This is a genomic window from Amphibacillus sediminis NBRC 103570, from assembly GCF_001552275.1.
GTDB lineage: Bacteria > Bacillota > Bacilli > Bacillales > Amphibacillaceae > Amphibacillus_B > Amphibacillus_B sediminis.
In genome coordinates, this window is record NZ_BCQW01000015.1 from 35,634 (window position 1) to 55,882 (window position 20,249).

The following is a 20,249-nucleotide window of genomic DNA, read 5'->3' on the forward strand; positions in this document are numbered from 1 at the left end:
TCACTCCACTGATTGAAGTTTCGTATTATGTGTTTAAAATCCTATTAAATTATGACTATCACACAAACTATGAAAAAATAATTGAATCACTGTAAATTTACATCTTTTTTCTAACCAACTGCTTGAGTATTTAATTGCTGCCCTTTAAAATAAACTTAGTTGAAATGATGCTAAAGAATGAGGATGAGATGACTATGTCGCTAGGAGCAACGATCGCAAAAATTAGAAAGATGAAAAAAATTAAAATTAGACATATTTGTGGGGACATGATTGATCCAGGCAATTATTGGCGTTTTGAAAAAGGACAAATCTCTGTATCTGCTGATACTTTCTACCAGATACTTAATAATCTAAATATATCATATGAAGAGTTTCATTATTTACACAATGAATCTGAACAAGATTTCTATACGATTTGGGGCAGAGAATTAATTCGCTATTATGGTACAAAGGATTTAGATGGATTAAAAGAAGTATCCAGTAAAGCCTTGAACGAGTATCAATTAACCAATCAAATCAAGTACCACCATCTTCATCTCTTAACTGAAATTTATCTAGCTGCAGTCACACAAAAGAAAATAACTAAGAGGTTAATTTTACCAATTAAGAATTACTTAATTCAATGTGAAGAATGGGGTTACTATGAAGTCAGTCTTTTCAGCAATACATTATTTGCTTTCGGTGACTTGTCAACCATTTTAACCTTGTATAAAAAAGCGTACCGCACCTTTTCAAAAACGCAAAAACTCCATAAAACTACGCACGAGGAAACATTACTCTCAGTTAATGTTATTTGTTTATGCTTAGAGCATCAGGCCTTGACTGAAGCGAAGGAAATTAATCAAATGATTCAATCTCAAAAGACTGATGAACGAGCAATGTTTTCACGTACTGTATTGCTCTGGTGTGACGGTTTAGTTGACAAGCTTGTCAATCGAAATGAGCAGGGACTAGATAAAATTGAAAGTAGCTTCACTATTATGGAAACACTTTCTATGACCCACATGCTGAAAATGTTCAAGGATTGGACCCAGCGATTACTGTAAATAAACAGTGTTTTAATTAAAACTCCTATTTGTTTTCTATTCTTAAAAAAAGAAAACAAATAGGAGGTTTTTTTTATGCCTGAATGGATTATTGTTGGATTCTAATCGGAAATTATAACTCTTTTATCCGTTTGGTTGTGGCGAGGCTGAGATTAATAGCTTCCAGTTGCCAAGAAAATCATCTTTGCCTATATCAGAATAACAATTCATTTATAAAACGGGCACATGGCTGATATTCTTCCCTTAAGGTAATCTATCTACCTTTAAGGAAGCACATCAATGATCATGTGCCCGTTTCTGTAAAGACATAGAGCGATGCAATACACTTTTTAAAATCTTTATGTATTAATTTTTGAAACAAGCTATCAAATACACCCTGGCTTATTTGCGCCGAGATTTTATCGAGCTAAGCTCGATAACTTTCCGCTGACAATCTGTGGCATCCACCAGCAGCTTTAACTTGATTCAGCCAAGATTTGCCCCCCTCTAAATGAGATACAAATAGCATTCATCTCACCACCTTATCGAAGTGGGAGACTTCTGCTACATGAAGTTTAAAACAAGCTCAACTTAGACTGGTTTTCTTCTTCAAAATAATATAGCTCGCTCAAATGGTTTGTCTCTATCACCTTGACCATTTGCTCAAAATCAGGGGCAAGCTGATAGTTTAGCAGTTCAGCTCTAGGGATCCAAAATACTTCACCCTCTTCCGAAGAAACTAACTCACCCTTAAATTGGTTTGTTTTATACATCAAGACAATATAACGTTGATCTTGCTTCGTTTGAAATTGCTTAATCCCAGATAAAATAGGCGCCTGAATGGTTAGGCCAGTTTCTTCCCAGACCTCTCTAATAACAGAATCGGTAAAAGACTCACCTTTCTCAACATGACCACCTGGAAAGGTAATACCCGGCCAATTTGGATTAACTCGATCCTGGACGAGCACATGGCCATATTGATCATAAATCATACACATGTTCGTAAAAATTGCTTGCTCACTTGTAGCCATCAATACCACCCCATCAAACAAGATGCTATTATTATAGCATTAAAGAAGCTTTAAGAAGGCTTCAATGCTCGGCTATGTGTTAACACCTTTTGATAATAATGATATTTACTTTGATAGTCATCATGTCTTCCCATATTAGGCTGATAAAGCTTTGTTGGAGCCTGAGTAACGGTATGGCTAGATACTAACATAGCAGCTCCTAAACTACTCTGTTCAATAGATTCGGTTAAGTAAAACGATACACCAAAGATATCAGCAGCTAATTGAATGAGATTGGTATTGGTAAAGAGACCTCCGGATACACAAATACCATTTATTTGACCTGTTACCTGCACTAGCATCTTATACACATCATAGAGATTAAAAAAGATGCCTTCCACAGCAGCACGGATCAAATCCCTTTTTTGGTGATATGTGGTTAAACCATAAAACTGACCTGTCAAATGGCTATCCCAAAATGGTGCACGTTCCCCATTTAAGTGTGGTAAAAATAATAACGGATCCTTTTGATGATTAATCGCTTCAAAGCTTATTTGTTCGAGCTCTTGGTAGAGTCTACCTGGCTGTTCAAATAACAACTGATCTAGCCATTTCAACACGTTTCCACCATTATTGACCGCTCCACCCACAACCCATTTCTTCGGAGAAAGATAATAACAAAAGAGACGCCCTTCAGGTTCAAGAATGGGCTTATCGACAGATAAACGAATCGCTCCACTCGTTCCTACTGTCATATTTGCTATTGATGAATTGATCATATCGATTGCTAGGTTTGCTAGCACACCATCACTAGCACCTATCATCAGTTTTGTGTCAGGGGTTATCAGCTCAAGAGCTAAGATTGCCTCATCCTTGATCAGACTTGTTGTTTGAACTGGAATCAAATCTGGCAATTGCTTTGGTTCAATACCGATATATTGTAAAATTTGTTCATCCCAGCTAAGTGTTTGATGATTAAACAAACCTGTGGCTGAGGCAGTCGAATAGTCAACCTGAAAACTCCCTGTTAACTGAAACCAAATATACTCCTTCATACCAATAAACTTAGCTGCTTGTTCGATCAGTCCTGTTTCTCGTTTAAACCATAGTAATTTAGCAAAAGGGCTCATCGGGTGAATCGGCGTACCCGTTTTTTGAAAAAAGCTGAACGCCTCTGGTTGTTGCTTAAACCAATCGATTTGTTTGATAGCACGATTATCCGACCAGATTAATAACGGGGTCAACGGTTGATGAGCTTGGTTAATAGCCATAATGCTATGCATCGCATTTGAAAAGACGATATAGTCAATAGGATGTTGTTCAGGATGCTTCAGCTCAGTCAGTGCTGTTACTACAGCACGATAAATGGTCTCAGGGTCTTGCTCTGCCTGATGTAAATCTGGATGAATGGTTGGATAGCCAATCTTTTTTTGGTCAATCACTTGATAGGCTTGATCAAACATCATAGCTTTAAGACTAGTCGTCCCAATATCAACACTAACAATAATTGTCATATTTTATTCCTCTCTAACACATACGTCGTGCCCGTCAAACTGATGACGTAAAGATGCAACAACTTTTTCGGCATATTTTTCTTGATCCTCCGATGCATAGCTTACCATGAATGCTTGTGTATAACTGGCATCGCAATTTGTTGTTTTCATGCATCGTGCTCAATAACTTCTAAATAATGTCATGTTAACTTTCTTAAATACTAACTATGTCAACTCTTCAATTTGCCAATCAATCGGTTCTCTTCCAGCTTCTTGTAAATAGGCATTTGCTTTTGAAAAAGGCTTACTGCCAAAGAAGCCCCGATGTGCAGATAGTGGGCTTGGATGTGGCGATTTAATAATAAAATGCTTATCGGTATCAATCATTTCCTGCTTTTTTTGTGCAGCAGCTCCCCATAGTAGGTAGACAACAGGCTCTGGCTTATCATTAATCACTTCAATTACTCGATTCGTAAATGTTTCCCAGCCCATTCCTTTATGTGAATGTGCTTGGCCTCTACGGACAGTGAGCACATTATTTAACAACAAGACGCCCTGTTCTGCCCATTTAACCAAATAACCATGATTAGGGATGGTACAGCCTAAATCATTAGATAATTCCTTGTACATATTTTGTAGTGATGGTGGAATTGGAACCTCTGGCTTTACAGAAAAGCTGAGCCCGTGTGCTTGGTTTGGACCATGATAAGGATCCTGCCCCAAAATAACAACCTTAACGTTTGCATAAGGCGTGTAGTGCAGGGCATTAAAGATATCATACATATCAGGATAAATGACCTGGGTCTGATATTCTTGTTTTAAAAATTGACGGAGCTTAACATAATATGGCTTGTTAAACTCTACTTCTAATTGCTCCGCCCAATCATTATGTAAAATTTGCTTCGCCATAAAACATCACAACCTTTTCCAATCTGTTCTTAATGACTAGTTTACCATATTAAGCAACAATCAAGGTGTGTTAGATTTTAAGACAAAAGCATTGCTTTAATAGAAACAAACAACTAAGTAAGAATAGAGGAAGTCTTCTGTTTGAAGATGATCAATTGTTATTTTACCGAGCGAAGCTCGGTAAATTCCCACAGAATGCTGTGGCATCTACCGAAGGCTTTAACTTTATTCAGCCGGGGTTGACCCCACTTGAGTGAAAGATAAATAAGCATTCCTCTCACTACTTTGAAAGTGAAGACTTCTACTGAATGATGATCAAAGAACCGTATGAAATCAGGAAAAAGCTTAAGATTTCATACGGCTAAGTGTTGTAAAAATTTAACTTCTTCAAAGTCTATTTTCGAATAAATAATAAAATGTCGGTCGCTATCTTAACCTAGTGATTGAAGTTAAAGTTAATAACATTTTGATTTGCTGTAACAGTGTGAACGCGATTATTCCCGCTTTCCCAATCGACTTGGTCACCGTTCCTCTTGATCGCTTTAAATTCGAAGCGGGTCCCTATTGGAAGGTAAACCGTTGCTTGCCAGCTTGGATAGTTTGTAATCGCTGCTGCTACAGCTCGGCTCGGCTCCCAGCTACCAAGCTCAGCTAGATCACCTACAATATAAATATTTTGCCCCCAATTGGTTGTGGCATTGTTTATATTAAAGGTAACAGGTACAAGCTCGTGATCTGGTTCACCGTCCTCATTATCTTCTCCATCATATAGTACAGCAATACGACCAGCTGAAATCGTACCAGTAATCCTCCCATTCGAGACTGTAAATACCTCTTGACCACTTGCCTTATTGGTATAACTGCCATCAGCAAGATTCGTAGCGGAATTAATGCCGGTTTGACCACCAAGATTGATTATGGTCATCCCCTTGCTTCCACGCTCTATTAACATAAGATCATTATTCAATGGACGTAAATATTCCTCTTCGCCAACCATGGCATTTCGGAAATGATTAACTGCAACAATATCTCTATGCCTCCACCATTCATTTCCTGCTGTCCCTAATTGAGTAGCAAATTTACCACTTCCAGCAGGTCGATTAAAATATAAAGGGGTGGATTGAGCTCTGCTTGCAATCAAAGCCCAGCCCATTCTAAGCTGCCATTCTGTCATCGCCGTAGATTCTTCTGAGTCATTCGCATACGTATCATGCGATTCTACCCATGTCACTAATTTTGAAGGGTCAACATTTACGCCATAGTTTCGAGTCTCATGAACATTACGATTACTGTTAAAGCCTACCGCACTCCTAACACGATCTCCATAATGTGAAGGAGTGACATGCATATATTCGGCATAGCCAGTAAAATGATCAGCACCACCTTGAAGTACCTCACCGTATATGAAGAGATCATCACGATTCGTTAATGAACCTAGTACTCTCGGCCAAAAATTCGATCCTACCACATCATTGGGAAGTTCAATATGCTTGGCAGCATCGAAACGAAATCCATCCACACCCAATTGAATAGCTTCATTTAAAAAATCAATGACCATATCTTGAAGTTCCTGGTTCGCTGTGTTTAAATCGGGTAATCCTATCCCCCAATGTGTCACTTGGTAACGATCATTCCAATTCTCGACCCCTCTTGCCTCACGCCAGAAATCAGGATTGTTAAGAATGACCGGATCAACATTTGGACTAGGCGTATACTTAAGATCACCTCCTCCAGCATTGCCCATATGGTTAGCAATCACATCTACTATGATATTAATCCCATATTGTTCCGCTGCTTCACATAAGCGTCTGAATGCTTCTCGATCACCTAGTTGACTATTGCCAATACGGAAATTAATCGGCTGATATAGAATCCACCATTGGCTTCCGCTAATCAAAGGCTCTTTGACACCCTGAATTGGTGATGTTTGAACGGTATTAAATCCTGCCTCAGCTAATGCTTCAAGGTTTTCCCTAATGGTATCAAAGGACCAATTCCATGCATGAAAGATAGCTCCATCTTCTGGATTGGCCGGTAGCATCCGCTGTTCGGTGAGTCGCTCAGATTCACTAGCCTGAACAGAAGAATTAATTAAAAATCCTGATAACAGTACGGTTACGATTAAAACAACAGAATATAAAAGCCGTTTTCTCATGAACACGCTCCTTTAGATTGACTCGATTTTGCTTTTGTCTTAGTTCGTCATCTCCGATGAGTAATCATTTGGGGCTAAGTTTTATTCGCTTAGCGTTTGCACCATCCTCCCTCCTTTAAAAACTCTATTACAACAACAATGAAATGGACCATTCCATTGTTGAGTGTTATTTATTTATATTAAAGATACTAAGTTAAATATGCAAACGTTTTCATTAGTCGTTAAAAAAAATTAAGCTCAGATTATCTTAATTTTATTAAATTGCTTGTTCTATAATTTTCCAATCCCTTTATTTATCACAGTGTGGAAAATTCCCACTTCAAGAAATCAGGGGAACACGTCATGGCTAAGTGGGAGATCCAATTAGCCAGTAACGGCCCGATTGGTTCAACTCACGTTCAGTGGGGAGAGTGGAAGCTGACTAAGTTTGCGACGTCGTGTCGCAACATCTGCACGAGCACATCCTATCCGTCGCCCCCCACTGAACGAAGTTTCACTTTAGGCGGATTTTACGAGCTAGATCTCTTTAATATCGAAAGCAATCACACGCTCAGTTGTCGGGTTATAAATTACTGTGCCTCTGACTCTAACCGTCTCCTGCATCGATTGGAGCACATAATCATACTCTTCCTTCACCTGGTTAGCGCTTGGCTGTGTACGCGAGACAAACTGATAATCCGATACTTGGTAACTAGGATAAGCCACCTGAGCCAACTCAAGCAAATACTTTCCCCATCTTTCCTCCTCAAGCTGTGGTGTCGGCTCGAATTCAATATTAATTACCCCTTGTGCTAGATTAGCACCTAACGCCTGAAATGCTCTGCGATGGAGATTGATTTTATTATTCGGATAACCTTGGACTCTATCCACGATCGTCACGATCACTTCCCGATCGCTAGGATCATCCAGATTACGTACTTTTAATGTCTGACCACATTGATATGGAGCAGTCGTAGATACGGCAACTGTCATATATTGATTATGAGACCATGGTATACCGCATTGCGTTCTTTCTCCCCCGTCTGTCCAAGTTGCTTGCCCCCTGATCATGTTTTGTCGCTGCCATGTTGTTGACTGGTACGGCAAATAACCATCAAAGCTTGGTAGCTGATAAGGATAAAAATTTACATATTGATTTTGGTTAATATAATAGGGATTCATAACTTTCCTCCTATAGGCATTTAGATAATGTAGTTTATGCGTTGTAGTAGATCGGTTGTGACAAATCCCTATATTTTAGGCTATTAACCCATTTGATTTTTTTAATTATCGATTCTTTTATACAATTCGATCATCTCTTTCACTAATTCATTGATCGTTTCTGTACTGATTAACTGATCTTCCGCATGCATAAAGAGTAAAGAAAAGTCAACCTTATCACCAGCAGCTTCCTTTTGTATTAAAGTAGCATGGACTTTGTGTCCCTCAACAAAATATTCCTTTGCTTGTGCTAATTTTTCTTCAGCTAGAGTAAAATTTCCTTCCTTAGCAGCATAAAGAGCTTCCATTACTAAACTTTTTGCAGATCCAACATTACTAATCATTTGAAAAGCAATCCTATCTATACTTTCATTAATCATTATTTTCACATCCTTCTCGTAGATCGCATACCTCTATTTTTGCTTTATTCTGCAGGTGTAGCAATGGAAAAGCAAACCACTAGGTATTTATTAACTCATTCGTTAGCATTTTTTAGTAAGCGTTTTCAGAATTGGTTAGTTTTTATCCAATAATTTTAGCACTTGTGCTAAAACCTTCTCACCATTCATTAAGCCATAATCCTGCATATTGATGGTATCAACAGGAATGTTATTTCCTTTTAATTTTGATTCAAATTGAGCTTTCATATAACGAACCTGCGGGCCAAGTAATAAGACATCGATAGACTTCTTTGATAAAATCAGGTCTACTTCTGAAGCAGAAACTGCAAAAATATCTGCTTCGATATTTCTCGCCTGAGCTTCTTTTTGCATTTTTGTTACTAACAGGCTTGTGCTCATTCCTGCTGAGCAAACTAACATAATGGTTTTCACAGGTATTCCCCTCCTAAACAATATTTCTAATCCTTATTCTTTAAAGTGAAAATTTAAAAGTTGACCACGGCTTAAGGTAATCTAATAAAAAGATCGTATCTTTTTTTAGTTGTCCAATGACATTTCGGTTTCCTTCATTCTTCATATCTTTGATAGCGATTTGTGCTTCCCCTTTGTACTGGCCAAAGTCGTCGTTACAAATTAAAACATCACCTTTTTTAATTGGTTTTGTATGATGCGCTGGGATACTTTCATTTTTATATTTAATTCGTGTTGAAGTGGAACGAATCATATATTCCGAGCGATCTCCTCTATAAAGATGAATCTCATCAAGAATAATCTTCTTTTCTACATCGGATAGGCCGTCGATTAATTCAAGTTCAAAATTTGGATGTAAGTCTAAGCAGGCCGCTGCCATTCTTTTTAATTCCCCTTCACTTGCATAAGCATTACCAATTAATAAATCATCAATTGTACCCATCAGTCGATAATGCGTCACTTGTGTTTGAATATCTAGGTTTCGATGTTGCTCTAACGTACATAATCCTGACTGAACTGGCCATGGGCCCAGCTCACCTTCTTGTGATGTGACAAAAGCCGCTGTAACAATATTGTGTTTGTTAAATAGAGCTGTTGTTTCCTCAAAATGGGACTGCGATAAACCTGAGTACGTTTGAGGATAAAAGTTATGAGATCCACAAAGGTTATCCCTATTTGGATGGTAACTTAAAATATTTTCGATATATTTCGTGCCACTACTCATATTTACTTCAATCTTCAAACCGTATCGATTCTTTGTCATTGAAGCTTCTTCTAACCCAGTAAAACCAAGATCCAAACGGATTCCTGCTGCTCCTAACTCCTTAAAGAAACTAAGATCATCATAGCTAATGTTCAGTTGTTTAAACAATCCCGGATTGATATCCAAAATCGTTTCCATCCCAATCGAATTGCCATAGTCCATTATTCTCTTGAATTGATTAATGACCTGATCTGCATCACCTTCTATCTCTAACAAGCTTGTGAAAATTTTAGTAAAGCCGTATTTCCTTGCAAGATCAAGATATTCTTTGTCCTGGGCAAAGGTACTTTTTGCCGGGTAAATAGATAAACCTATATTGACCATTTCCACCCTCCTAGCACAAGGTAAATGTCTACATATTATACTTATATTTTACAACGAAAGCGGTTAAGTTTCGCTTTGAGTTTTTTCCATTAATAACGGGAAAATAATAACGGGAAAAACTTATGATAAAGTGAAACTTCGTCAGTGGGGACTTGCTCATTTATTTTTCAACACTTCAATCAGTTCTTCCGACGACTTACTCTGTATTAATTTTTCGACAGTGACTTTATTTTCAATAATAGAGATAAGTGTTTTAAACATATGATCTAAGTCACCTTGAGCCCCTTTTTTAATGTTTAACAAACAAATAAATTGAACCATTTGTTGGTCATGCCACTGAATCGGGCGTGCTAATGTACATACCGTCCAAAATGCCTCTTCGGTTACTGGCGTTATCGGGTGTGGGATCGCGACTAAATTTCCGAAACTTGTCGGTGAGACCGCTTCTCTTTCTAACACAAGATTGACATAATCCTTCTGTACGAGGTTTTGCTCATACAATTGATCACAAAGAAAGGTAATAACACTTTCTTTATTCGGCAAATCTTGTTGAAGAAAAACCCTAGAAGGCTGTAAATATGTTTCAATTTGATTTTTTTGTGTAGCGATTGTAATCATATTTTTAATAGAGTCGATGTCCTTGTCCTCTAAGAACGTACTGACAACTTGAACAGGCACCCCAAAATCTTCCGTAACAGGGACTGTACTTATAATAAGATCAATGGTTGATAAGTCATACGAAGCTAAATTATAATAGTTAATTGCCGCTATGATCTCCATTTCTTGTTCAAATAAATTTTGCAAGCGAAAATAAAGTAATTTGGCGCTACCCACCCCAGATGCACATACAATCAGTACCTTTTTCTTTATTTTTCTTTTAGATTTCATCCGCTCTAATGCTACACCAATATGAAGAGCAATGTACGCAATCTCGTGTTCAATAACTTCAATTTGTAAATATTCTTCTATACATTTACTAGCAATAATAGCTCCTTCAAATGCTGCTGGATATTTGATCTTGATATCATTTAATAATGGATTTCGGATATTCATATTGTAGCGTAAACGATCCATAGCAGGGCGAATATGTAAGGTTAACGCCTGAATAAATTCATCGTCATTACTAAAATCCCAATTAAGTTCTCTTCGTAGCCGTTCTAGTATATCATTGACAATGATCCCCACTTCATCAAACTTACTAAATTCGAATAACGCCTTTTTGTGTAATAGCTTGGTCCCTAATAAATGAACAATAATGTAATCCATCTCCGCATTCGGAAAAGTTAATCCCGTATAATTTTCAACCTCATTAATGATCTCTTTGGCAACTATTTTTTCAAAAGGATATTCATCGATTAAAACATCAGTCAATTGTTCAATGAAAAATCCTTCTTCTATTCTCTTACAAGCAATTGCTATATGTGTAGCTAAATTCTCTAAAGCAATATCAGAAATGTCAATTTTATACTGGTTCACCTTTTTTATAATGACTTCCTTGATCTTTTCAAATAACTCTTGGTCAATGAGCTGCAAAGGATCATTGCCTAGAAAGGCATCCTGGTCCCGACTAATCAAGGAATTCGATAAGCATAATCGCTTCATATACTCCTCACCCTCCACTTTTGAACCATAGTGAGGACGATTCGTTAGTTTCAAGTGATATTTCCCCAATATCTTTTTGACCATTTTGATATCGTTTTGAATGGTCGACAAGGAGACAAACATTTCATCTGTAAAGCTTTCCAACTTAACAGGATTCTTTTCTAATAAAAGTCGTCTTAGCATATACAGCACCCGATTATTTTGTTTAGCAAAGTCGCCTAATTTATCATCATCTTCAGCTTCTAATTGCTTTAGCAATGGCTTAAATAATGCCTGATTCCGTATATTTAGTAGGTAACCTTTCCCCCTAATCGATTCAATCGTGAAACCAGATGATTGCGATTCTTGTTGGATTAATTTGATTTCATTACGTATTGTGCGACCACTAACTCCTAATTCTTTAGCTAACCATTCTGATATGACAGGCTTATTCATCTTTAATAAAAACAAAATAATGTCCCTTTGCCGCTTTGATCGTAAATTCAAGTGCCTTCTCTCCTTGTCGCTTGATTAACTGAGTAAAAGAGGCTAATCAGGAAGTATATAAAGCTTTACCCTTTTTCTTTGTCATCGTCCTCTACAACTAACATAACAATAAGAGGGAGATTACAAATAAACTAGTATTTATACAGACAAGATTAGGGAAAATGATCGAGTATATAAAGAAGGAAATAGTCAAAAAACTATCTGAATGGAATGATAAAATGACCGAGAGATGATCAGTTTTGCTCTCGATCAAGATCAATAACTTTGATTGGAATAAGTTGCTTCTATTTGTCTTAGCATTTCTTTAAATTTTCTTTTTTTCAATGGAGACCAAATTATACCTATAACCGTATCATTGATTTGCTGCAAGTAGCCATAAGACTCCATTTTTTCAGAATAATGCAATTCACAGCTATCCTCTGTAAGCTGACGAATATCATAAGTGACTAAAAAGGTATTTTTACTATTGGATGTCCGATACTGATAGAATTTATCTTTGCTGACGTCTTCAATTCGGATGGTCGCTTTAGCATTTTTCGAGAACGTCTTTACATATTCATATCCTTTCAATTGTTTTTCTGATAGTTTTTCTCCTTTCTGAGAATGAATATCCGCCAAAACGGATTTTATGATTGTTTCATAGAGAAATCCAACTGGCACGTTCATTTTTCTTACTAATTCCATTCAGTTTCACCTAATCTTCTTTTTATTTTGCTTCTTTTCTTTATAAACGAGATAAATACCCACTATAATAAAAAAGAGTGCAGTCGTCATATTAAGCATATTATAGTTCCCCGTTCGTGCATTTGCACTAAAGAGGAAGAGCAGACCGCCAATACTGAGTAGAAATAAGGCCCATTTCCCCATGGTCATCATCCTTTTCTTATTATTGAACAGGAATAACGCGAAAATAAAGAATCGAACCCCACGTCTGACCTTTGATTGCTTTCTTTGCTAGTTTCGCTGCTTTTTCTAAATCATCGATATTTGTTTCAAAATAGAGGTTAATCCCCTTTTTTTCTTTGAAAGAAAATTCGACCCCTGCTTCTTGATAACTATTTAATAGTGCAATGATTTTATCTTGTTGTACAGCTGAACTGATTTCAATCATATCGCTAACTCCTTTTCTTTGAAAAGAAGGGTAGCCGCTTCGACAGAAGTGGCCCCTTCATTTTTTGCTATCATTTCATGATGCTTTGTTTTCTTCTAAAGTTGCATCCATTTTATTTGCCGCAATAACGAATGGAACCCATATCGCAAATGAAGCAAGCATCGCAACTAATGTAACAATTGGAGCACGCCAATCTGCTCCTGTTGCCAAGAAGGATAGCAGGAACGGAGGCGTTACCCAAGTAACCTGCTGGGAAACTGGTGCAACAAATCCCCAGATAGTCGCAAAGTAACCGATTGAAACCGAAACCACTGGTGCAAGTAAAAATGGAATAAACATAATCGGATTTAACACAATAGGTAAGCCAAACATGATTGGCTCATTAATATTGAAAATTCCAGGTCCGACAGACAAATTAGCGACTGTCCGGTAATCCTTCCTTTTGGAAAAGAACAGAATAGCTAAAATTAAGACAAGCGTACCGCCCGATCCTCCGAACCAAGAATAGGCGTCGAAAGAGCCACGAACCCATTTATATCCTTCAGAAATGACTAATTCAGCTCCACCTTGTTGGAATAAGTTAACGTTTGTAATTTGAGCAACACCGAAAACACTTTCTAAAATCGGAGCAAGGACATTAGGTCCATGAATTCCAAAGAACCAGAACAATTGAACAAATAAAGCAACTAAGATAACTGCACCAAACCCTTGTGATAGGCCTAGAAGTGGTTGCGCAACAGTTTTTTGTATCCATTCTAAGAAAGTCATGTCTGGCACAAACTTTGAGAAAACAAAGTAAAAAATACTAACTACATATAGGGCAACAGTTGCCGGAATAATAGATGCAAACGCTTTCGAAATAGCTGGTGGTACAGAATCCGGTAACTTTATAGTTATATCTTTTAACATTAATTTTACGTATATCATGGTAGCCACTAAACCAATAACCATTGCGGTGAAAAAGAGATTAGCATCTAAGTTGCTTAACGGTAGCCAGCCCCAGCCTCCTGCTGTAATCTCTGTTGCGGTTGCCGACCAACCCGCTTCATTTATGGCATCTATGGTAGACTGATCCAAATTTAACCCTGTAATTCCACCAGAGAAAGAGAATGTTATCCCAGCAATTGTCGCTGCTGTTGCAACAATCCCTCCAGATAATTCATTCACTCGATAGGCTTTGGCGATATTATACCCCCATGAAAACACGAAAATTAAACCAGCAATAGCAAGGGTTCCATTCCATACATATCCATTTATTTCGATGATCTCTCTAATGATTGGAATGGTGTTCCCATCGTATCCATCAAAGAATTGTGGCGGAAGGTCTCGTATAAGTGCGTTAATCATTACAGCCACAGAACCAGCCATGGTTGCCGGAATGGTTCCAATGAACGCATCCCTTAATGCAACTAAATGCTTTTGACTTCCAATTTTGGTGGCTATGGGTAGAAAATACCTCTCCAACCACGCAGTTAAAGCATTCATTAGTATACCTCCTTTATAAAATAATGGGTAAACCTGTAGCCAAACCATTTAAACGTACGTTAACTTTTTTAGGACGCATCTCTCCTTTCAAGCAGATCAGACTTGACGTCACTTTTTAGCACGGATACACGCTTGCACTTATATCTACTGAATGACTAACATCATATCCATACCTATTTTCTCCAAATGATCATGGAATGTTTTTATTTACAATTATTTTATCATGAAAGCGTTTTATTATTATATTACGTTTTTTCCATTATCAAATGGAAAAAAGTAAAGGGAACTGAAAACAATAGTAAAATTAAAAAAAAGCGAAGGATATGTTAAATATTTCTCACGAAGGTTCACTGGGGAATAGTGGATTTTAAAAAAAGAAGGCACTCGATTACTAAATGAAGCAACCACACCCTCATTCAGCAGAGGCCTCCCACTTCTAAGATGTATGCAAATAAGTCATCCATTCAATGGGGGTAAAAACCCCGACAAAATAAAGTTAAAGCCTTTGATAGCACAGATTTTCAATGGGAATTTATCGAGTCAAGCTCGATAAATTCTGGGCGCAATAAGCCAAGACGCCTTTGATAGGAGCTCTCCTCGTGAAGAAGACGATTGTAAAATAATAAAGAAGACAGATTTTGATTTGTCTATCCTTTATTATTGGGTCGTTCTTAGTTATTGATAAAGGGCTATTTTTGCTTCAAAGCTTTGGACTAATTGGATAACCCAAGAAAGGACTTTTTATTTTAACCCTCAATTTATCGCAGTGTAACTGGCTAGGGCTGCGATTACTCGCCCCATCGAAGGGCTTTTGTAAGACTCCCCCTTCAAGAAATAAGGGAACACGTCAGATCCAACAGCCGTAACGGCCCGATTGGTTCAACTCACGTTCAGTGGGGGAGAGAGGAAGCTGACTAAGTTCGTGACGTCGTGTCGCAACGTCTGCACGAGCACATCCTATACTTCGCCCCCCACTGAACGAAGTTTCATGTTATAGGAATGCTCATTGATGTCGTTTAGGAGCGAATGTGGTAAATCCAAATCTTTTAGGCTTTTAACACGTTTGGTTTAGGCGTAGAATTTAATCGTTCTAGCCATAAATCTGATTGTTCAATTTGGCTAGCTAAAGCTAACAGCAGATCTTCTCGTCCCTTTGAGGCAAGAAATTGAACGCCGATCGGTAAACCTTGATTATTTTTACTAATTGGCACACTCATTGCAGGCTGTCCAGTCAAATTAGCCAATTGGGTATAAGGTGTATAGGTTAAACTAGGTAAGAACATTTGATAAACGAGCTCCTGTTGTCTTAATGGAGCCAACTCCTCGATTAAAGTCAATTGTTCAACTTCAAGCTCTGTAGGTGTGAGCTCCCCGACCTTTGGCGCAGCATTAGCATTGGTCGGCGTGAGATAAAAATCATAGTACCGGTGAAATTGTGCCATCTGTTCAGCGGCAATATCCCAACCATGTAGCGCCTCACTATAGGCAGCAGCTGTAACGCTCTCACCTGCTTTATGAAGGACCCAAGTAAAGATCTCGATATCTTTTAACGTTAAAACCCTCCCCATTTGTTGTTCTAATTGGGAGACCACACGATTCATTTCACCACAATTCATGACATAGTAATATTCCATCATTTTAACACCATCGATCGGTGCCTCGACTTCTTCAACTACATGCCCCTCTTTTTCTAACCAGTCAACCATCTTGCCTACAGCAGATTTAGCTGCTTCGCTAACAGGCGTGCGCACAGGAGAAGCTGTGGTAAAAGCAATACGATATCTCTTTTTGACTGGTTTTTGTACAAGATCAAGATAGCTGTCCGGAAATAATGGTGTATGAAATGCCGCTGCGGGTTGGATAGTTTGGAGCAAATCCAAAAGTGCCGCACTATCTCGAACTGAACGACTTAAAACAAAATCAATCGATGCTCCTTGCCACTGTCGCCCTGCACCTGGGCCGACGGGTGTTCTTCCCCTCGTTGGTTTAAGCCCAAATAGGCCAGTAAACCCAGCAGGAATACGGATTGAGCCACCACCATCACTAGCACCAGCTATTGGGACAATTCCTGCTGCTACAGCAGCTGCTGCACCACCACTTGATCCTCCGGGGGAATGATTTAAATTCCAAGGGTTCCGAGTTGCACCATATTCAGTTGGTTCAGTAATATTTTTTAAACCGAATTCTGGTGTGTTGGTGTGACCAATAAATAGAAAACCCGCTTCCCGAAGCTTAGAAACAAAATGTGAATCCCTGGATGAGATATTTTGTTTTAATAGCTTTGACCCAGAACTAAGCACCTCTCCCTTTAGTGCTTGAGAGATATCTTTTAACAAGATCGGCACACCAAAGAAAGGTGCATACTGGTTAGAATTAGCTAACTCATTATATACCTTGTCCTGACGAGATCTTATCACGGCATTAATCCTTGGATTGATTTCCTCTAGTCGTCCAAAGGCAACATCCAATAACTCATTAGCTGATACATTTTTATCTTTTACAAGCTTTGCCAAGCCAAGGCCATCATAGCTTTGATATGTTTGAAAATCCATTTTGTCCTCCTAACCAATCTTGTGAAGTTAATGTATATAATGTACTCGTTCCAGAATTCAGAAAATAAAGTGAAACGTCGTTCAGTGGGGGTTTCGACGCATAGATGTGCTCGTGCAGACGTTGCGAACTTAGTCAGCTTCCTTTCTCCCCCTTTGAACGTTAGTTGAACCAATCGGGCCGTTACTGGCTGCTGGATCCCCCAATTAGAAATAACATGTTCCCTTATTTCTTGAAGAAGGAGGCTTACGGCCAGTTACACTGCAATAAAAGAGAATTTAATGATGATGATATTTTTGACCCATTACTAGACATGACACTTCATTGATAAAAACACTTATATCTTATTCTAGCAAACCAAAAATAGATAATCCATAAAGTGAAACTTCATTCAGTGGGGTTCGACGCATAGGATGTGCTCGTGCAGACGTTGCAACACGACGTCACGAACTTAACGTTAGTTGAACCAATCAGGCCGTTACTGGCTGTCGGATCTCCCACTTACAAATAACGTGTTCCCTTATTTCTTGAAGGGGAGGCTTACAAAAGCCCTTCGATGGGGCGAGTAAACGCAGCCCCAGCCAGTTACACTGCGATAAAGCAGGCTGGCATAGTGACACTTCTGCCTTACCACTATGCCAACAAAAGAATCAATTGGTCGCCCGTATTAAACGAAGTAACTGGATATTTTGTTCGGCCGAGCCACGATAATTGGTGATGCCATGACGCTTTGCTAACTCTTTACGATGAGCAAAGCTAGAGTCGCTACCAATACTATTTAAATAATCCACAATACTATCTGTCTCTAAATCACCTTTTACTTGAACCGATTTATGATTGGATTGAAGCATAGCCAATAGATTTAGGTTCTGTTCAGCTGTTCCACGATAATCGACTATCCCAAATTGTCGTGCTAACTTTGCTCGGTTAGAAAAAGAGCTGTCTTGCCCGATCTGATTCAAATAATCAACAATACTTATTCCTGTGTAGTCCGTCTGCACCTGCTTATTAGGTTTTGATGGTTCCTTCACTGCATTTTTATGGGTAGCAAGATTAAATAACTCGACCAAACCATTAACATGCCCTAAAGCTACAGCTTCTAGCCATGTGTCTGTTTTCATTAGAGCCGCATCACTCTTATGGTCAATAAAGCCATTTTCAGTTAAAATAGCAGGCATTCGTGTCTCCCTTAACACATAAAAATTTGCCTGCTTCATCCCCCGATCTATAAGGTTAACTTGTTTAATAATGTGCTCATGCATCGTACGACGCATCTGAGTTGTTTTTGAACCGGAAGGCAGTTGGTTATAGATAAAATCTTCATATCCCGTACCACCCCCTGCATTAATATGAATCGAAATAAAGTAATCCGCTCCCCACTGATTGGCATCATCTGTTCGCTGTGATAAACTAACGGTTTGATCTGTTGCTCTACTCATCCGAACTGAAACATTACTATAGCCGTTTAACATTGATTTCATTCTTGTTGCAATGGCGAGTGTTAAATCTTTTTCCTGCAAACCATTTCCGATAGCACCTGGATCAATCCCTCCATGTCCAGGATCAAGATAAAGCTTAATCATTCTGTCTAGTTCCTTTCATTTGGCGGTCAGCCTGTTGCGCTAGCTCGGTAAAGCTATTATTCTTCCAGCTTGTCCAAATCGCAACTATTACCGATATCATTACAGATACTCCTTGATAAATCTCTTGATCAGCAAAAGGGAGAACGGTAAAATTAAAAAAGCTGACACCAATTTGATTAATAAACACTAAAAAGAGGGCGATTACTCGCCCCCATGTCTGCTTTGTTACACCTTTTAAATTCATAATCATCATCCTCGATAAATTAATATAATTAGCGTGATTAACGCAAAAATCCAGCCTCCCCATTCACGAATGGCTTGGCCAAGTAACTGTTTTCCTTCATTCTTTGCTTCAATACGATCCACTTTGTCTTCAACCATATCGAGCTTTTCTCTGAGACCATTATATTTGTTGATGACTTCTCTGGTCTCTCGCATTTCAATTCGAAGATCATTAAAATCAATTTGCATTTGGTTTAGCTGTTCAAACAGCTCTTTATTGGTATACCATTGTCCACGCTCCCCCATTTCTTCCCCCCTCTTTTCAAGTTGGTAAGCCTTTGATCGACATGCTTAGGTCATAATCATCTGTAGAGCAAACAAAGTTGAAATCATGCCACTGCTCACAAATCTCCTTGTTTGTAATTGGAAGGATTCAGCAATCACCAATTTCCTAAGGTGAAAGCTTTCGTTTTTCTAATACTTCAATCCGATAGAAAAGCTATCCATTCCTAAAGTGCAAAAAGAGCATTCTTGTTATTCAAGAATACCCCTATAAAACATAGATCATGCTTAACCTTAACTGACACTCTTATCCGTCATTGGATGCGGTTTCATTACAGTAATACAGTTAACTTAAACTCTGTATTCAGAAAACCGAATGAGATGTAGGCAGATCCAGACAAAATCAAATTGATCTACTAGTTATGCTACCAGTAGCGGGAATTAAGCCAATAATGAGTTGTAGTCCGCTCTAAAGCTGACAGTGAAATACGAGCATTAGGTTAGACGTATAAGTCCAACATATTAAGTTTCAATTTTCACCGTAGAGACTAATCGCTAACAAGTAGTTACCCCGGGGTTTTTAAGAATCTCGCATCCCCACATTTCTTTAGATTAAGTGGAGTGATTCAACTTATTTTTCTACACTATCATAATAGCACCGTTTGAAGAGGAAAAAGTGACATGAAAGTGACACAGCTAGCGCCAGCCCAGTACCTCAATGGTTATTTTTACAATCTCGTCACGCCAGCGCATAGCTTGCCGTTTGCTAATATAACATTGATCAGCGATGCCATCCCATGTCAGCTTACGATTTGACCAATAACGTATTTGAACAAAAGCTTGATACTCCTTAGATAATTGTTGGTATACAGTGTCAATCGCCCGAACAATATCTTTTAAATAGTTGAGCTGTTTATGCTTAGATAATCGGATCACCGTTGATTGGGTAGGATCGCGAATGATGTTAGCTTGTCCACCGCCAATATTCTCATCTCTGTCCCAAACTTCCTGATATGGATTAAACACATCTTCTTCTAATCGTTTAATTTCTTTTAAAGTATGATGATAATTCATCCATTCTGCTTCTACTTTTTTAAACGTTTGTTTCGTAATTTTTAGATCGTACATCTATAACAACTCCTTTTATTAAATCGTGATACTTACTTCTCTTAGTAAA

19 protein-coding genes are annotated in these 20,249 nt (G+C 38.3%); 1 reads left to right on the plus strand and 18 read right to left on the minus strand.

Translation table 11 applies throughout. The features are described from left to right. Positions 1 to 194 precede the first annotated feature (194 nt). The gene (locus tag ASE01S_RS10080; protein ID WP_067841696.1) at positions 195 to 1,046 is read left to right on the plus strand and encodes an Rgg family transcriptional regulator; all 852 of its coding nucleotides are present in this window, start codon (positions 195 to 197) and stop codon (positions 1,044 to 1,046) included. A 554-nt stretch (positions 1,047 to 1,600) separates the two neighbouring features. Here ASE01S_RS10080 and ASE01S_RS10085 read toward each other — a convergent pair. From ASE01S_RS10085 to ASE01S_RS10165, 18 genes are all read right to left on the minus strand, one after another. Beyond that, a complete protein-coding gene (locus ASE01S_RS10085; protein ID WP_067841698.1) occupies positions 1,601 to 2,056 on the minus strand; it encodes an 8-oxo-dGTP diphosphatase in 456 nt (151 codons plus the stop codon). 50 nt (positions 2,057 to 2,106) lie between these two features. After that, entirely contained in the window at positions 2,107 to 3,549 is a 1,443-nt protein-coding gene (locus tag ASE01S_RS10090) for a gluconokinase (protein ID WP_067841700.1), read from the minus strand. Between the two features lie 204 nt (positions 3,550 to 3,753). Then, on the minus strand, positions 3,754 to 4,437 hold the full coding sequence (locus ASE01S_RS10095) for a uracil-DNA glycosylase (protein WP_067841702.1): 684 nt from the start codon (positions 4,435 to 4,437) through the stop codon (positions 3,754 to 3,756). A 436-nt stretch (positions 4,438 to 4,873) separates the two neighbouring features. After that, the gene (locus ASE01S_RS10100) at positions 4,874 to 6,592 is read right to left on the minus strand and encodes a carbohydrate-binding module family 20 domain-containing protein (protein WP_067841704.1); all 1,719 of its coding nucleotides are present in this window, start codon (positions 6,590 to 6,592) and stop codon (positions 4,874 to 4,876) included. A gap of 516 nt (positions 6,593 to 7,108) precedes the next feature. Then, the gene (locus ASE01S_RS10105) at positions 7,109 to 7,753 is read right to left on the minus strand and encodes a DUF3889 domain-containing protein (RefSeq protein WP_067841706.1); all 645 of its coding nucleotides are present in this window, start codon (positions 7,751 to 7,753) and stop codon (positions 7,109 to 7,111) included. Positions 7,754 to 7,854: 101 nt separating this feature from the next. Continuing rightward, positions 7,855 to 8,172 carry a PTS sugar transporter subunit IIA gene (locus ASE01S_RS10110; RefSeq protein WP_067841708.1) on the minus strand — a complete coding sequence of 106 codons (318 nt, stop codon included), beginning with the start codon at positions 8,170 to 8,172 and terminating at the stop codon, positions 7,855 to 7,857. 135 nt (positions 8,173 to 8,307) lie between these two features. Beyond that, positions 8,308 to 8,625 (minus strand): PTS sugar transporter subunit IIB, encoded by a 318-nt coding sequence (locus ASE01S_RS10115; protein WP_373277946.1) that lies wholly within the window; start codon positions 8,623 to 8,625, stop codon positions 8,308 to 8,310. A gap of 40 nt (positions 8,626 to 8,665) precedes the next feature. Then, positions 8,666 to 9,751 (minus strand): DUF871 domain-containing protein, encoded by a 1,086-nt coding sequence (locus ASE01S_RS10120; protein WP_067841710.1) that lies wholly within the window; start codon positions 9,749 to 9,751, stop codon positions 8,666 to 8,668. A 156-nt stretch (positions 9,752 to 9,907) separates the two neighbouring features. After that, positions 9,908 to 11,839 carry a BglG family transcription antiterminator gene (locus tag ASE01S_RS10125; protein ID WP_083512097.1) on the minus strand — a complete coding sequence of 644 codons (1,932 nt, stop codon included), beginning with the start codon at positions 11,837 to 11,839 and terminating at the stop codon, positions 9,908 to 9,910. Between the two features lie 255 nt (positions 11,840 to 12,094). Next, positions 12,095 to 12,523 (minus strand): DUF3284 domain-containing protein, encoded by a 429-nt coding sequence (locus ASE01S_RS10130; RefSeq protein WP_067841712.1) that lies wholly within the window; start codon positions 12,521 to 12,523, stop codon positions 12,095 to 12,097. Positions 12,524 to 12,529: 6 nt separating this feature from the next. Next, positions 12,530 to 12,706, minus strand: a complete 177-nt coding sequence (locus tag ASE01S_RS15825) for a DUF3188 domain-containing protein (protein WP_157065193.1) — start codon at positions 12,704 to 12,706, stop codon at positions 12,530 to 12,532. Positions 12,707 to 12,725: 19 nt separating this feature from the next. Beyond that, positions 12,726 to 12,950 (minus strand): hypothetical protein, encoded by a 225-nt coding sequence (locus ASE01S_RS10135; protein ID WP_067841714.1) that lies wholly within the window; start codon positions 12,948 to 12,950, stop codon positions 12,726 to 12,728. Between the two features lie 75 nt (positions 12,951 to 13,025). Beyond that, a complete protein-coding gene (locus tag ASE01S_RS10140) occupies positions 13,026 to 14,435 on the minus strand; it encodes a PTS sugar transporter subunit IIC (protein WP_067841716.1) in 1,410 nt (469 codons plus the stop codon). Between the two features lie 1,046 nt (positions 14,436 to 15,481). Next, positions 15,482 to 16,987 (minus strand): amidase, encoded by a 1,506-nt coding sequence (locus ASE01S_RS10145; RefSeq protein WP_067841718.1) that lies wholly within the window; start codon positions 16,985 to 16,987, stop codon positions 15,482 to 15,484. Between the two features lie 648 nt (positions 16,988 to 17,635). Then, positions 17,636 to 18,568 carry an N-acetylmuramoyl-L-alanine amidase gene (locus ASE01S_RS16510; RefSeq protein ID WP_067841720.1) on the minus strand — a complete coding sequence of 311 codons (933 nt, stop codon included), beginning with the start codon at positions 18,566 to 18,568 and terminating at the stop codon, positions 17,636 to 17,638. Next, positions 18,561 to 18,812, minus strand: coding sequence for an SPP1 phage holin family protein (locus tag ASE01S_RS10155; protein ID WP_067841722.1), 252 nt, complete (start codon positions 18,810 to 18,812; stop codon positions 18,561 to 18,563). The genes ASE01S_RS16510 and ASE01S_RS10155 overlap by 8 nt, the downstream gene beginning before the upstream one ends. 5 nt (positions 18,813 to 18,817) lie before the next feature. Further along, positions 18,818 to 19,096 carry a hypothetical protein gene (locus ASE01S_RS10160; RefSeq protein WP_067841724.1) on the minus strand — a complete coding sequence of 93 codons (279 nt, stop codon included), beginning with the start codon at positions 19,094 to 19,096 and terminating at the stop codon, positions 18,818 to 18,820. A 672-nt stretch (positions 19,097 to 19,768) separates the two neighbouring features. Then, positions 19,769 to 20,200: a DUF722 domain-containing protein gene (locus tag ASE01S_RS10165; protein WP_067841726.1), complete on the minus strand. Its 432-nt coding sequence runs from the start codon at positions 20,198 to 20,200 to the stop codon at positions 19,769 to 19,771. Positions 20,201 to 20,249: the final 49 nt, after the last annotated feature.